We start from the raw sequence: 13,719 nt of genomic DNA, 5'->3' as shown, positions 1-13,719 counted from the left end.
AAAGTGAATAATGGATTTAACAGAAACTGAAATCTCTTCAAAACAAATTTTTACTGGGCGTATAGTTGATCTTTCAGTTAGAACGATCAAATTACCTAATGGTGAAACTGCAACAAGAGAGGTAGTAAAACATCAGCCTGCTTCGGCTGCCATTGCAGTAAATGATAAGCAAGAAATGTTGCTGGTTGAGCAGTGGCGTGAGCCGATTAAAGAGTTGACTTTAGAAATTCCAGCAGGATTAATAGATGAAACTGATGCCAGTCCATTAGATGCCATGAAAAGGGAATTAAATGAAGAAGGCGGATATCATGCCGACTACTGGGAAAAGATAACAGAATTCTATTCGTCGCCTGGCTTTACTAATGAGAAACTATACTTATTTTATTGTGATACATTAACCAAACTGACTGATAAAAAGGCGCTTGATCCTGACGAATTTTTAACTAGCCACTGGTATAGTTTGGAAAAGTTGAAACAGCTTGCGGCACAAGGTAAAATTGTTGATGCCAAGACATTATATGCAATGAGTGTCTGGGAGAATATGTTGCTTACCAGTGCTAATACAAGGGATTAAAATGACAGAAAAGCGATCTGATTACCGTAAAAAATTAAAAAAGAAAAAAAGCAAGAATATTTTAAATACAATTAAATCTGCTTTTGATGATAATGAAGATAAAGTTGACGTTAACCCAGATTTTACCCGTAATGAAGATGAAGTTATACACCCAAATGAATCTTCAAGTAAAAGGGCAAAGACTCAGGAGCAGACGCCGAGAAGAGAAAAGAATAAGTCACAATCTCAACCAACTACAAGTCAAGACAAAGCATTAAGACTGAAAGGTAAGCTTAATCGTGCCATTCTCATTGTTTCGATTTTAATTATTTTGGTATTATTGGCGTTATTTCACTTATAAATAAAAACGAGGGTAAAAATGAAGATAGCAATTATTGTCCCAATGGAAATTGAGGCAGAATATTATCATAAGTATTTTCACTCTGGTCACAAAGAAATGTTCGGATCTACTACATTCGAGCATTTTTGCGTTAACCACAATGATTTATATATTGGTTTGAGTGGAATTGGTAAAGTACAAGCTGCCATGAATTTAGCCAGTTTGCTATGCCAGGTTAATATTGATTTAGTTTTTATGACTGGTACAGCAGGATCTTTACAGACAAGTATTCAAAAGGGAGATTTGATTTTAGCCAGTTCATTTGCTTATCACGATGCGCATAATACTCTAGCAGGAGATTATGTTGAAGGACAAATACCAGGTGAACCGGCAGAGTTTGTTTTGAAGTCGACTGCCAGAACACAATTTGCAGAGTTTTTGCAGTATGAGAATATTGAATATAAAGAGGGACTTATTGTCACAGGCGATTCATTCATTGGTTCACAAGCACAAAAAAATGATATTAGGCAAAACTTTGCTCAAGCTTTAGGAGTTGAGATGGAAGGGACTGCTTTTGCACAGGTGGCTTATCATTTTAATAAGCCTTTAATAGCTTTGCGAGCTATTTCTGATAATGGTAATCAAGATGCAAATGAAGACTTTAATCAGTTTGCACAAAAAGTGGGTGCTAAAGCGGCTAAAATTATTTGTACTTACATAGAAAAGATGAATTCATAAATGACAGAAATTTACTTGGATAATGCTGCTACTACACCCATGTCTCCCAAAGTAATTAAAGTGATAGCTGAAGAAATGAAAAATGACTTTGGTAATGCTTCCAGTACATATGAATTAGGACGTAAGGCCCGTCATGTCATTGATCTGGCTAGGCAAGAAGCTGCAGGAGCAATCAATGCAAGCGAAAATGAGATAATTTTCACCTCCGGTGGATCTGAGAGTAATAACACTGCTATTTTTGGGACAGCGCATAGTCGCGAAAATATTGGTAAACGCATTATCACAACTAAAATTGAACATCCCTCTGTTCTAAAGCCAATGCAGCAATTGGAAAAAGAGGGTTATGATGTTATCTACCTTGATGTAGATGCAGATGGTCGTATATCATTGGCTGACTTAAAAAACGCATTGACTCCACAAACTATTTTGGTATCTGTAATGGCAGTTAATAATGAAGTAGGAACAATTAATCCTTTGACTGAAATTGGTGCAATAGTAAGACAAAGTAATGCCTATTTTCATGTGGATGCAGTACAAGGTTTAGGGAACATTAATCTTGATGTTGCTAAAATGAATATTGACTTATTATCTACTTCTGCTCATAAAATCAACGGTCCTAAGTTTTTGGGATTTTTATATGAAAGAAATGCTATTAAATTACCACCTTTAATTTATGGTGGTGAACAAGAAACCAAACGCAGGGCTGGAACTGAGAATGTACCAGGAATTGCAGGTTTTGGTGAAGCAATTAGTGAAATTGGAGCTATAGATAAAAATAAGCTCCAGGCTAATTATCAGAAGTTGCAAAAAATTATTTTAAATGAACTTGATCAAGCTAAAATTGAGTATCAAGTTAATGGTGGAACTAAAGAATTTGATTCTCATCATGTTTTGAACTTGCATTTTGCTAATGTCAATACGACTATTCTCCAAACAAACTTAGATTTGGCTGGGTTTGCGGTTTCAGGAGGTTCTGCATGTACTGCAGGATCACTGGAGCCTTCCCATGTTTTAGTGGCTTGTTTTGGTAAAAGTTCTCCGCGAATATCTGAGTCAATTCGTATATCATTTGGCCGTTATACTACAGCAGAAGAAGTTTCTGCTTTTGCAAGGAAGTTGGTTAAAATTGTGGCTAAAATACAAAAGAAATAAAAAAATTGCTTTTTTAAAAAGATATGCTTATTATAAGTAAGTGAGGTAATATTATGGCAAATATAGTTATTATTAATGGTGATCAACGTAAGTTTACGCTTAGTCCCGACTTGAAATTATACGCACTGATTGATGCCGGTTTTGTTAAAACTGTTAAGGGCAATTTTAATTATGAGCATCCACTTTATAATGATTCACCATATAACGCCCCAACAAAGTTGAAAATGACCATTAACAAGGAAATGACTCGTTTAACAATGGTCGTTACTGATAGAAATGGCTTGCAAAAGGTCAATATTTTTAAAAATAAGCAATTGGCTCCCACAGTGGAACTTTTAAATTATATTTTAAAGGACCTGGAGGAACGCAAGATTATTGTTGCTGTGAAGGATTGATTAATTTGGTAAAGAAAAACAAAAGAGTAGTTGTAGGAATGAGTGGAGGGGTCGACTCTTCAGTTTCCGCCCTTCTGTTGAAAAAGCAAGGATATGACGTAATTGGTGTCTTTATGAAAAACTGGGATGATACCGATGATTCCGGCGTTTGTACAGCTACTGACGACTATGAAGACGTTAAAAAAGTTGCTGATCAAATTGGCATTCCTTATTATTCAATCAATTTCGAAAAAGAATATTGGCAGCGCGTTTTTGAGTATTTCTTAAATGAATATAAAAAAGGGCGCACACCAAATCCTGATGTAATGTGCAATAGTCAGATTAAATTTAAATCTTTTTTAGAGTTTGCGTTTAATCTGGATGCAGATTATATCGCAATGGGACATTATGCAAAAACTATAACTGATAAAAATGGTATCACGCACATGATGCGTCCTAAAGATGGTAATAAGGATCAAACTTATTTTTTAAGTCAGTTAAGTCAAAAGCAAATTAGCCGTGTTATTTTCCCATTAGCCAACTTAACAAAGCCGCAAGTCCGGGAAATTGCAATAGAAAATGGTTTAGCTACAGCCAAAAAGAAGGATTCCACCGGTATTTGTTTTATTGGGGAAAGAAACTTTCGTAAGTTTTTGAGTGAATTTTTACCTGCTCAGTCTGGTGAAATGATTACGCCAGATGGCAGAGTAGTTGGCCATCATGCCGGTCTAATGTATTATACAATCGGCCAGAGATCCGGTTTAGGTCTAGGTTCAACTAAAGAATCTACGGCTCCTTGGTTTGTTGTTGGCAAAGACTTGCAAAAAAATCAATTGATTGTGGAGCAGGGCTATGACAGCAAGCTACTTTATGCCACTGAATTAGAAGCTAGTGACATGTCATTTTTTACTGGGCAACCAAAGAATGATTTTAAATTTCATTGCAGTGCCAAGTTCCGTTATCGTCAGCCAGATGTCGGAGTGACAGTATCTTATGATGCCGCAGCATACAGGGCAAAAGTATACTTTGATGAGCCGGCTCGCGCTGTAACTCCGGGACAAGCACTTGTGATTTATCAAGGTGAAGAGTGTTTAGGCGGTGGTAATATCGACTGTGCTTACCAGAATGAGCAGCAACTACAATTAGTCTAATACAAATGAGTTAGGAAAATGTGTCATGCATTTTCCTTTTTATTTGTATTCGTTTTTCTTTTAAACTAATTAAATGATAAACTAGAAAGCAACAGCTATAGAAAAGAGTAATTAATGAATGCAAATTTATTTTGTCAGACATGGTAAAACAGAATGGAATTTACAAAGACGTTTTCAAGGAGCTCACGGTGATTCACCACTTTTACCCCAAAGCTTAATTGATATTCAAAAATTAGGCAGTTTTTTAGCTGGCACTAAATTTGCCGGAATATATTCTAGTCCGTTAAAAAGAGCTAAGGCTACAGCGGAAGGCTTGGTAAAAACATTGAGCTGCCCTTCTGCAGTTAAAGTAGATGATCGTCTGCGCGAATTTAATTTAGGAGCAATGGAAGGTCTCACTTTTGCTGAAGCTCAAGCCCAGTATCCCAAGCAAGTAACTGACATATGGGATCATCCTGAAAAATATGACGGTCACAGTATAGGCGGAGAAAATTATTCTGAAGTCATTGCTCGCGGACAAAGCTTTGGTCATGATATTGCGCTGAAATGTAAGGCAGATGATAAAGTAATTGCTGTAAGTCACGGAGCGGCCTTAGGAGCAATTATGGGCGGTTTATTAGGCTATACTCTGTCAGATATCAGACACAACGGTGGCTTAAGCAATACCAGTCTGACAATTTTGGAAACAAAAGATAAAGGCAAGACTTTTAACGCTTTAGTTTGGAACGAAACAGGATTTTTAGGTAGAAAAATGGTGGATTCAGATTCATTATGATAGAGAAAAGAAAATCAACAGGTAATTCCGATATTGTCCAAAAAAAAATACACGAATTAATTACGCAGATTGATGAAAAGCCAGATAGCAGTGAAAACTATTTAAAATTGGCAACCTTTTTAATAAAAGAGGGCAGCAGCGATCAAGCTACGGAGTTATTAAAAAAGGCTAAAAATTTGGTTACTCATCCTCAAGATTTAGATTATGATCTGGCAGTATGCTATTACCTGCAGGGTGAATTTAAAAAGGCCATAAATTTACTTAACCAGATTCCTAACGATGATTTAGTTTTATACCAAAAGGCTCTCGTTTTTTTCAAAATAGGACAAAGGCAAAAAGCACTTGCTTATGCTTTAACCATTAAACGGCAAGATGCCAAGGTGTGGGAATTGATAGGAGATATTTGGCTCAGTCTTGGTGAAATCAATGAGGCAGAGTCAAGTTATAAAAAAATCGGGAAAGAGCAAAGGACGGCAAAAGTCAATTTCATGCTTGGAATCACAAGTTTGACTCAAAACCGCCACGAAGCAGAAAAGTATTTTGCTAAATCCAAAAAACAGGATCCCAAAGTTTTTGCACATGAAGAACAACAGTATGCTTCTGCACTAAAATTAATAACTAATGCGAGAAAGAAAAAATGACAACTTTTACCGGCAAAATTAACAGAATAGTTTTTGAAAATGACCAGGATCTATATAAGATACTTGATGTCACCATAATTGGTAAACTCGAAAAATACGATCGTGATGAAATTAAGGTTACTGGTAATTTTGGTGACGTCCAAGTTGGCGCAACTTATAGCTTTTCAGGTAGGTTAATTGTTCATAATAAGTTTGGCCTCCAATTTCGCTCTGATAACTATAAACTGGCTTTACCACATGAAAAAGGCAGTTTAATCAGTTACTTGAGTTCAAGTAAATTTCCAGGAATCGGTAAAAAGGCAGCCAGTGCAATAATTTCAGACTTGGGAATAGATGCATTAACAATTTTAAAAGAAAAACCTGAAAAAGTAGCGACTTTGTCATTAACCAAAAAGCAAAAAGATAGTCTACTTAATGGTGTCAGTTCAATGGATTCTTATTCTGAAACTGTACTAAAATTGGCGCAATTTGGCTTAAATAAAAAAGTAGCTGGCAGACTTTACCAGCTTTATCATGGTGATACTTTAAGCAAATTGGAAGAAGATCCATATGCTTCTATTGCTGAAGTTACGGGCTATGCGTTTAAAAGTGCTGACCGAATAGGTAGTAAACTAGGAATTAGTTCCGTAGATCCTAAAAGAGTTAATGGCGCTATTTTTCAAATTTTGCTTGATGAAGTTGCTAAAGAAGGTAATACATACATCAAACTGGAACAGTTGCTAACAGAGACTGGTAAATTGCTTCAAGTTGATAAATTTGATGTCATAGCTGATTGCGTTAATAATCTCCAGCATCAAGGTAAAGTGGTGGTAATGGGGGAAAATGCAGCGCTGCAGGAAATATATGAAACTGAAACTGATATTGCCAATGCAATGAAAAATTTGGTGGAAAAAAACCACAAGAGTTCAAAATATAGTGAGAAAGAATTAAACCGCGCCATAGCTCAGGCTGAAGCTAAGTTAAAGATTACTTATGATGAAACCCAAAAAGCTGCTATTAAAAATGCTTTAACTAATCCCATTTCAATTTTAACGGGAGGCCCAGGAACAGGTAAAACAACTATCATTAACGGTATTCTGTTAGCATTGCGTGATTTAGCTAAAATACCTGCTTCATCTTTGTATAGTACGGATCCACCATTTTTGCTGGCAGCACCCACAGGTCGTGCTGCAAAAAGAATGGAAGAAATCACTGGTATTACAGCTAAAACAATCCATCGATTATTAGGACTGGGAATTGGAGAAAATGATGCAACTGATTTGAACGAATTAAATGGTGAGATTTTAATCATTGATGAAATGTCAATGGTAGATATGTTTTTGTTTAAACAATTGGTTTATAGCATTAATGAAACTAAACATATTGTTTTTGTTGGAGATAAGGATCAGTTGCCCTCTGTTGGTGCAGGAAATGTGTTTGCTGATTTGATCAAATCGCAAGCTTTTCCCACTACAGTTCTCAAGCAAATCCACCGTCAAGGTGATGATTCCAGCATTATCACACTTGCTCATGACATTAATATGGGTAAAAATGTGCAAAAATTATTTCAGAAAACCAGCAACTATTCCTTCATTTCTTGTCCACCTCATGAAGTTGCTCACGTAGTTAGTCAGATTGTTGAGCGGGCTTTGGCAAAGGGATTCAATCCCGATGATATTCAAGTCCTAGGAGCTATGTATCAGGGTGATGGCGGAGTAAATAATTTGAATAATGTAATTCAGGAAATTATGAATCCAGCTAAGCCTAACAGTAAAGTTCTGGAAGTACATGACGAGATTTTTCGTATAGGTGATCGTATTCTACAACTGCAGAATAATCCGGAAAAAGATATTTATAACGGTCAAATCGGTAAAATTCTAGCAATTGATAACGAAAATTCGCAAAAGTGTATGGTTGCTGATTTCGATGATAGGGAAGTTACTTTTAGCAAAAAGGATCTTTTCGATTTAACTAGAGCATATGCAATTACTATTCATAAAGCCCAGGGTTCTGAATTTCCTTTAGTTATCCTTAGTCTGACTATGCAAAATTATGTCATGCTTAAGCGTAATTTGTTATATACTGCCGTTACCCGTGCAGAAAAAAATCTGGTTTTAATCGGTGATCCTCATGCTTATGAAATGGCTTTGACTACTTCAGGTAACGATCGCAAGACTGGCTTAACTACTAAATTACAAGCGGTGTTAAAAGTTGAGTCCAAGGAAACTAAGAAGCAGATTCCAGCTAAAAGTGACCAAGATGTTGTACCGAATTCTGAAGAAATAAATCCTGAGAAAACGAATTATATTTTGACACCTGAATTGATATACTCTAGGCAGATAGATCCTATGATTGGGATGCAAAATATCAAGTTAGAAACAAGAGCGGGGTAAAAATTCGCTATGATAGGAAAAAATGCTGATTTGAATGAGTTTAAAAATACTCTGCAATTGTGGGTTAATAATCATACTCATGTTTTACTAATGGATCAAAATACTCTGGAAGTTGAAACAATTTATCGTGATTCTTTTAATGAGTCAGTTTATTGTTTTGTGGAAATAACTGCAAAAGAAAAGTTTATTGTTAGTGATGACGGTCGTTCACTTTTCAAGCTTGACCCTAGTGCAAGTGACGTTGATTTGATCGCAACTATTGGTGATATATCGTTAGCTTCGGAATTTGATTTTAATCTCTAAAATGGCGCTATTAGTGCTAAAGCTGACAGACAAAATTTAATCGACACCATAATGCGTTTAGCGCAATTACAAGTAAATATTTCATATCTTAATTAAAAATATTTTTCAAATACAATTATTATTGCTATTTTTAAAATATAATGGTTAAATTAATGATATTATTTTATTTTAATCTGAGGGGAAGCAAAGTCTATGGCAATAGTGTTTGATCAGGTAAAGAAAAATTACGGTAAAAAGCCAGTTTTACATGATATTAACATTAAAATCCCTTTGGAACCTACAGTAATTGGTTTGGTTGGACCTAATGGTGTGGGAAAATCGACTATGTTAAGACTACTTGCAGGAGTACTAGAACCAACTAAGGGCACGATCAGGAATGATCAAACGAAAGGATCCTATTTTAAGTGGGCCTGCTTGCACACAAGTTTTGTTGCATCCGGAGAGAGGGGTCTTATGTATAGACTGAATACCCTTGAAAACGGAATGTACTTTTCCTCACTTAAGGGAATTAGTACTAAAAGAACGGAAAATAATATTCGTAAAATGGCTCAAGATTTTAATTTTTCAAATGAACTTAATACTTTTTTTCAGAACTTGTCCACTGGCTTAAAGAAAAAAGCTGCTATTTTGGTGGGAGCAGCAATGGGAACAGAAGTTTTACTCTTAGATGAACCCTCAAACGGTTTGGACATAGCTGCTCAAGAGGATTTAGCCTCTTTTATTCTTGATTTAAAAAATAAGAATGGCAATATTATTTTTATTTCATCGCATGACACTCAGATGCTCTCTGGAGTTGTTGATCATTATCTGTTCTTAAGAGATGGCCAAATAGAGAAAAATATTGAACATAAAATGGCCGAAAATGACCTAATTTCTGAATACCGTGGAATTTATAAGTGAAAGTAGGTAGTAGAATGAAAAAAATCAAAAAGCTATTTAATATTTTTGGGGTACAATTATATTTAGAATTAAAACTACAAATTCGTTATGTTAATTCTGCTATTAGTTCGCTTGTTTTATATGCCGGAGCATTCCTAATTGTTATCTTTTTCACCAATCCTGCGCAATTGGGTCAGGCCTATGGTACCAAACAAGGGGTTTTATTTACCATTGTTGGCTTTTTGTTTTGGAGTATTGGTATTGCCTCATTGGGTGGATGTAGTAATGGGGTGGAGACTGATGAGCGAACTGGTCTGCTTGAAAGTGAAACTCAATCCCTCTTTCCCTTGTGGGTCCTATACTTTATTCAAACTTTGGCAGAAAACTTATTTGTTTGGATCTATCTCTTAATTATAGGACTTGTAGCCTCGTTTTTTTCAATGTTTACAGTAGCGGAATTATTAAAAGCTATATTATTGACGTTTGCTTTTTCCTTAATTTCCAACTTAGGAATGTTTGGCATCGGAATGATTTTTGCTTCTGGCTCCATTAGATTTAAAAGAATGGGACAGTGGGCTACTATTTTGCAGGCTTTATTGCTAATGTTGTCAAATGTTTATTTCCCAGTATATAATGCTTTTCAGGAGGTTATTCCTTACGTGGGCGGCATAGAAATAGTGCGGCAAATATTTCTTGGCCATGGAGTTTCATTGTCGAAACTGATGTTATTTATAGTGGTAAATGTAATTTGGTTCTTGCTTGGCATTTTAATTTTCAATTATTGTATAAAAAAAGAGCGCAAAAACGGTTCATTTGACGCATTTTAAGTTAGAGAAAGGTGATATTTATTTTAACGTTTGAAAATGTTAAATGGGGAACGAAAAATTATTTTAAAGTAAAAAAATTATATTTAAGTGCATTTCCAAAAAAGGAGCGGTTTCCAATTATTGGCTTGCTTGCAATGGATCTGCAAAAAAGAGTAAATTTTCAGGTCATTTATGATCAGAAAAATTTTATAGGCTTAATTTTCTGGACTTATGCGAAGCAAATCATTTATATTGGCTATTTGGCAGTAGATCCAATCTGGCGTTGCAAGGGCTACGGTAGTGAGATTTTAAATCTAATGAAAAGAAACCATCCAGGTCAGGAAATTGTTTTGGACATTGAGCCGGTTACTAAAACAGCAAAAAACTACTCTGAAAGGATCAATAGATTATTATTTTACAAACATAATGGTTTCAAATTAACTCAAGATAATTTAGTTGATGAAGGAGGCCGCTATTCGATTTTAAGTTCAGATAAACACTTTAAAAAACGTAGTTTAAATCAACTGCTTGATCATATGAGTTTTAATTGCTACAAGTATAAAATTTTAAAAAACTAACGTGCAAAAAAGACTGATATTAAAAAGTGTATATCTTATTAAGGCAAATGTAATCAAAAACAAAATACCGAGCATAACAAATGCTCGGTATTTTTGTTTTTGCAAGTATTAGCAAAACTAAATTTTTCAGCGTAATAAGTTAAAACTTGAAACAGAGAATTCAATATTAAATTTATTGCGTTTGATTTCTTCGCCATCTACTTGTGCATATTCTTTTTTAATTGTTGTTACTTTAACTTTATCAGCTTCAAAATAATGAAATTGAGGATCATTGACATGTGAGCCATCTTTTAGGAGATTAATAAATAGTTTAACCAATTTGGCCAAACCAAATTTTTCCACTACAACTGTATCGATTTTATGACTATCAAGTTTAGCACTGGGTAACAAGGGAAGCCCCCCGCCTAAATAAGGATGATTCGTTGTGGTAACCATGAAGGCATCGTCAAAATGGAATTTCTGACCGTTCTTTTCAATATCTACAATAAAAGTATCTTGTTTGGTAACAGTGGCTAAAACATTACAGCCGTAAATTAATTTGCCTTCACTAAGATGATTCAGTATTTTTTTCAATTTTGAAATATTACTATTATGGTTGACAAATGCGTCAAAGCCGATGCCAAAGCTGTTGGCAAAATAATACTTTTTATTAGGGGCAATGTCAGGAAAAATAAAAGTCCCGCAGTCTTTCCGATCTGGTTTAAATTCTTGTTTCATATGATCTATAAGAACTTTCGGATCATTAGTTAAGCTGGCAGCCCGCGCAAAGTCAGTACCTGTTCCTGCAGGTAGGTAGGCAATAGGAGTTTTCGGATTTTGGGATCTTTTAATTCCATTTAGCACCTCATTAAGAGAACCATCACCACCGATTACCAACAAAATTTCCGTAGGCGAGTGCTTTTGGTCACCATATTCTTGTGCAATGTAAATAGCCTCCCCGGCATAAGTGCTTTTTCGCAAGTCAAAGTTAATGTTTTCATTGATTAATAAAGCTGTGGTTTTCTTGAGTGCTTTTTTTGCACGCCCGTTACCAGCTACTTCATTAACCAAAAGATGTATTTTTAATTTGTTATCCATAAAATTTCATTCATTACATAAAAAGCCCTTAAAAAGGGCTTTTCGTTATTTTTTCTCAACTAACATTGGTAAAATCATCGGCCGTCTTTTTGTCTTAGAATATAGAAAATCAGAAAGGTTAGCAATAATGGCATTGCGAATTACACTGTCTTTAGGATGTTCAGTTTTGTCCATTTCGGACTTTATAATGTGATAAATATGCTTTTGCGCCTGGTTGATTAATTCAGTAGATTCACGCATATAAACAAAACCACGACTCAAAACATCGGGACCAGCTAAAACGCGTTTGTGCTTGTAATCAACTGTTGCAACCACAACTACCAATCCATCTTCGGATAAGACTTGCCGATCATGAACGACAACATTGCCTACATCGGCTGTGCCAGAGGTATCAACATAGACATCGCCAGCTGGAATATGACCAGCTATGCGGGAGCCTTCTGGTCCAAAGCAAATGACTTCACCATTTTCCAAAACAAATGTATTTGCGGCTGGAACTCCTGCTGCTTGTGCCAGTTCGGTATGAATGACCTGCATACGGTATTCACCATGAACAGGAATCATGTACTTAGGTTTTGTTAGGCGAACCATCATCTTTAATTCTTCTTGACCACCGTGTCCTGAAGTATGGACATTATTAATTCGGCCATGAACCACGCTGGCGCCACCTTCCATTAACTTGTTAATCAAATGATTAACGCTTAATGTGTTGCCAGGTATTGGGTTTGAAGAAAAGATCACTGTATCGCCGGGCTGTAAACTAATTTGTCTGTGGGTTCCATTTGCTATTCTGGAAAGAGCAGCTAAAGGTTCACCTTGTGAGCCGGTACATAAAATCATCACTTGTTCAGCTGGTGTGTGATTTATTTCATTAGCATCTACAATCAAACCATCAGGAACGTTCAAATAGCCTAAATCAATGCCATTTTGCACACCGTTTTCCATACTGCGTCCAAAAATGGCGACTTTACGTCCAGTATCTATTGCTGCCTGGATAGCAGTCGATACGCGGTAAAGATTAGAGGCGAAGGTAGCAAAAATTATGCGGCCGTGGATTCCCGTAATAATGTCATGCAGCGATTTAGCCACAAAACGCTCGGACTTAGTAAATTGGGTGACTTCAGCGTTAGTTGAATCGGATAATAGAACTAAAACTCCCTCGTTACCTAATTTAGCCATCTTTTGAAAATCCGGAGCAGGTTGGTTCATTACCGGTGTTAAATCAAATTTGAAGTCTCCTGTAAACACGACCGCACCTAATGGGGTATGAACAGCTATGCCTAAAGTATCCGGAATAGAGTGAGTGGTTCTGAAAAAAGTAACCGTTAGTTTCTTGAATTTAAGAACAGTGTCCTCGTGCTCTTCGTGTAATTCTGTTGTCCGCAAAATGCCGTGTTCTTCAAGCTTGCCCTTAATTAAAGCTAAGGCAAATGGTGTGGCATATACGGGAATTTCCGGAATCTTTTCAAGCAGAAATGGTATTCCGCCAATGTGATCTTCGTGTCCGTGGCTAACAACAAGTGCTTTAATCCTTTTACGATTTTTAACTAAATATGAATAGTCAGAAATGACGTAATTAATACCAAGAAGATCATCTTCAGGGAATTTAATTCCGCAATCCATAATAATAATTTCGTCTTGGTACTGTACACAGTACATATTCTTGCCTATCTCGTGCAACCCCCCGATTGCAACGACAGCTACTTCATTATTTTTTATTCGCACAGATATTACTTCTTACTCTCAAAAGAAGTTAGCTTAAAATCGGCATGCTCCTTTTCATAAGTCAGTGAATTACCGGCTAATTCTTGGATGAGTTCAATATTATAGGGGGTATTTTCCTCAACCATAGTCCTTGCGGCGACCAAATTTTCTGCCTCAAGGTAAAGAGTTTTAGTTGCTTCCCGTCTAGGATTGACAACCTTGTCTTTTTGATACAAAACTTTGTAGATCATATTTGTATTCTCCTTATTCAGTTAA

Annotated in this window: 16 protein-coding genes; 13 read left to right on the top strand and 3 right to left on the bottom strand. The window is 35.9% G+C overall.

Annotated elements, in window-relative coordinates; genetic code table 11:
• Positions 1-10 precede the first annotated feature (10 nt).
• The 13 genes from Q0K80_RS04340 (at position 11) to Q0K80_RS04280 (ending at position 10,662) form a co-directional block, all read left to right on the top strand.
• On the top strand, positions 11-574 hold the full coding sequence (locus tag Q0K80_RS04340; RefSeq protein ID WP_046324752.1) for an NUDIX hydrolase: 564 nt from the start codon (positions 11-13) through the stop codon (positions 572-574).
• A gap of 1 nt (position 575) precedes the next feature.
• Positions 576-914, top strand: a complete 339-nt coding sequence (locus tag Q0K80_RS04335) for a hypothetical protein (RefSeq protein WP_294603599.1) — start codon at positions 576-578, stop codon at positions 912-914.
• Positions 915-932: 18 nt separating this feature from the next.
• Positions 933-1,631 carry a 5'-methylthioadenosine/adenosylhomocysteine nucleosidase gene (locus Q0K80_RS04330; protein WP_294603597.1) on the top strand — a complete coding sequence of 233 codons (699 nt, stop codon included), beginning with the start codon at positions 933-935 and terminating at the stop codon, positions 1,629-1,631.
• Complete coding sequence (locus Q0K80_RS04325; RefSeq protein WP_294603594.1) at positions 1,632-2,783, top strand: cysteine desulfurase family protein; 1,152 nt, start codon at positions 1,632-1,634, stop codon at positions 2,781-2,783.
• Between the two features lie 53 nt (positions 2,784-2,836).
• On the top strand, positions 2,837-3,178 hold the full coding sequence (locus Q0K80_RS04320; protein WP_294603592.1) for a DUF1831 domain-containing protein: 342 nt from the start codon (positions 2,837-2,839) through the stop codon (positions 3,176-3,178).
• 5 nt (positions 3,179-3,183) lie between these two features.
• Entirely contained in the window at positions 3,184-4,308 is a 1,125-nt protein-coding gene (mnmA, locus tag Q0K80_RS04315; RefSeq protein ID WP_294603589.1) for a tRNA 2-thiouridine(34) synthase MnmA, read from the top strand.
• Between the two features lie 118 nt (positions 4,309-4,426).
• Positions 4,427-5,083 carry a histidine phosphatase family protein gene (locus tag Q0K80_RS04310; protein WP_294603586.1) on the top strand — a complete coding sequence of 219 codons (657 nt, stop codon included), beginning with the start codon at positions 4,427-4,429 and terminating at the stop codon, positions 5,081-5,083.
• Positions 5,080-5,724, top strand: coding sequence for a tetratricopeptide repeat protein (locus Q0K80_RS04305; RefSeq protein ID WP_294603585.1), 645 nt, complete (start codon positions 5,080-5,082; stop codon positions 5,722-5,724). The genes Q0K80_RS04310 and Q0K80_RS04305 overlap by 4 nt, the downstream gene beginning before the upstream one ends.
• Positions 5,721-8,096, top strand: a complete 2,376-nt coding sequence (locus Q0K80_RS04300) for an ATP-dependent RecD-like DNA helicase (RefSeq protein ID WP_294603582.1) — start codon at positions 5,721-5,723, stop codon at positions 8,094-8,096. Before Q0K80_RS04305 ends, Q0K80_RS04300 begins: the two co-directional genes overlap by 4 nt.
• Before the next feature lie 9 nt (positions 8,097-8,105).
• The gene (locus Q0K80_RS04295; RefSeq protein ID WP_294603580.1) at positions 8,106-8,399 is read left to right on the top strand and encodes a hypothetical protein; all 294 of its coding nucleotides are present in this window, start codon (positions 8,106-8,108) and stop codon (positions 8,397-8,399) included.
• A 192-nt stretch (positions 8,400-8,591) separates the two neighbouring features.
• Positions 8,592-9,299: an ABC transporter ATP-binding protein gene (locus tag Q0K80_RS04290; RefSeq protein WP_294603578.1), complete on the top strand. Its 708-nt coding sequence runs from the start codon at positions 8,592-8,594 to the stop codon at positions 9,297-9,299.
• A 14-nt stretch (positions 9,300-9,313) separates the two neighbouring features.
• Positions 9,314-10,105 (top strand): ABC transporter permease, encoded by a 792-nt coding sequence (locus Q0K80_RS04285; RefSeq protein ID WP_294603576.1) that lies wholly within the window; start codon positions 9,314-9,316, stop codon positions 10,103-10,105.
• An 11-nt stretch (positions 10,106-10,116) separates the two neighbouring features.
• Positions 10,117-10,662: a GNAT family N-acetyltransferase gene (locus Q0K80_RS04280; protein ID WP_294603574.1), complete on the top strand. Its 546-nt coding sequence runs from the start codon at positions 10,117-10,119 to the stop codon at positions 10,660-10,662.
• A gap of 126 nt (positions 10,663-10,788) precedes the next feature.
• Here Q0K80_RS04280 and Q0K80_RS04275 read toward each other — a convergent pair whose 3' ends face one another.
• The 3 genes from Q0K80_RS04275 to Q0K80_RS04265 are packed head-to-tail and all read right to left on the bottom strand — an operon-like array spanning position 10,789 to position 13,694.
• Complete coding sequence (locus Q0K80_RS04275; RefSeq protein WP_294603573.1) at positions 10,789-11,739, bottom strand: diacylglycerol kinase family protein; 951 nt, start codon at positions 11,737-11,739, stop codon at positions 10,789-10,791.
• Positions 11,740-11,784: 45 nt separating this feature from the next.
• The gene (locus Q0K80_RS04270; RefSeq protein WP_294603572.1) at positions 11,785-13,464 is read right to left on the bottom strand and encodes a ribonuclease J; all 1,680 of its coding nucleotides are present in this window, start codon (positions 13,462-13,464) and stop codon (positions 11,785-11,787) included.
• Positions 13,465-13,469: 5 nt separating this feature from the next.
• On the bottom strand, positions 13,470-13,694 hold the full coding sequence (locus Q0K80_RS04265) for a DNA-dependent RNA polymerase subunit epsilon (protein ID WP_294603571.1): 225 nt from the start codon (positions 13,692-13,694) through the stop codon (positions 13,470-13,472).
• Positions 13,695-13,719 lie beyond the last annotated feature (25 nt).

Source organism: uncultured Lactobacillus sp. (assembly GCF_945290125.1).
In the GTDB taxonomy this organism is placed as follows: domain Bacteria; phylum Bacillota; class Bacilli; order Lactobacillales; family Lactobacillaceae; genus Lactobacillus; species Lactobacillus rizhaonensis.
This window is presented reverse-complemented; position numbering and strand designations above follow the sequence as displayed.

Bases quoted from the DNA above. Each gene is read 5' to 3' on its own strand.
- Q0K80_RS04340 (WP_046324752.1), top strand. From the start codon at position 11: ATGGATTTAACAGAAACTGAAATCTCTTCAAAACAAATTTTTACTGGG.
- Q0K80_RS04335 (WP_294603599.1), top strand. From the start codon at position 576: ATGACAGAAAAGCGATCTGATTACCGTAAAAAATTAAAAAAGAAAAAA.
- Q0K80_RS04330 (WP_294603597.1), top strand. From the start codon at position 933: ATGAAGATAGCAATTATTGTCCCAATGGAAATTGAGGCAGAATATTAT.
- Q0K80_RS04325 (WP_294603594.1), top strand. From the start codon at position 1,632: ATGACAGAAATTTACTTGGATAATGCTGCTACTACACCCATGTCTCCC.
- Q0K80_RS04320 (WP_294603592.1), top strand. From the start codon at position 2,837: ATGGCAAATATAGTTATTATTAATGGTGATCAACGTAAGTTTACGCTT.
- Q0K80_RS04310 (WP_294603586.1), top strand. From the start codon at position 4,427: ATGCAAATTTATTTTGTCAGACATGGTAAAACAGAATGGAATTTACAA.
- Q0K80_RS04305 (WP_294603585.1), top strand. From the start codon at position 5,080: ATGATAGAGAAAAGAAAATCAACAGGTAATTCCGATATTGTCCAAAAA.
- Q0K80_RS04300 (WP_294603582.1), top strand. From the start codon at position 5,721: ATGACAACTTTTACCGGCAAAATTAACAGAATAGTTTTTGAAAATGAC.
- Q0K80_RS04295 (WP_294603580.1), top strand. From the start codon at position 8,106: ATGATAGGAAAAAATGCTGATTTGAATGAGTTTAAAAATACTCTGCAA.
- Q0K80_RS04290 (WP_294603578.1), top strand. From the start codon at position 8,592: ATGGCAATAGTGTTTGATCAGGTAAAGAAAAATTACGGTAAAAAGCCA.
- Q0K80_RS04285 (WP_294603576.1), top strand. From the start codon at position 9,314: ATGAAAAAAATCAAAAAGCTATTTAATATTTTTGGGGTACAATTATAT.
- Q0K80_RS04275 (WP_294603573.1), bottom strand. From the start codon at position 11,739: ATGGATAACAAATTAAAAATACATCTTTTGGTTAATGAAGTAGCTGGT.
- Q0K80_RS04265 (WP_294603571.1), bottom strand. From the start codon at position 13,694: ATGATCTACAAAGTTTTGTATCAAAAAGACAAGGTTGTCAATCCTAGA.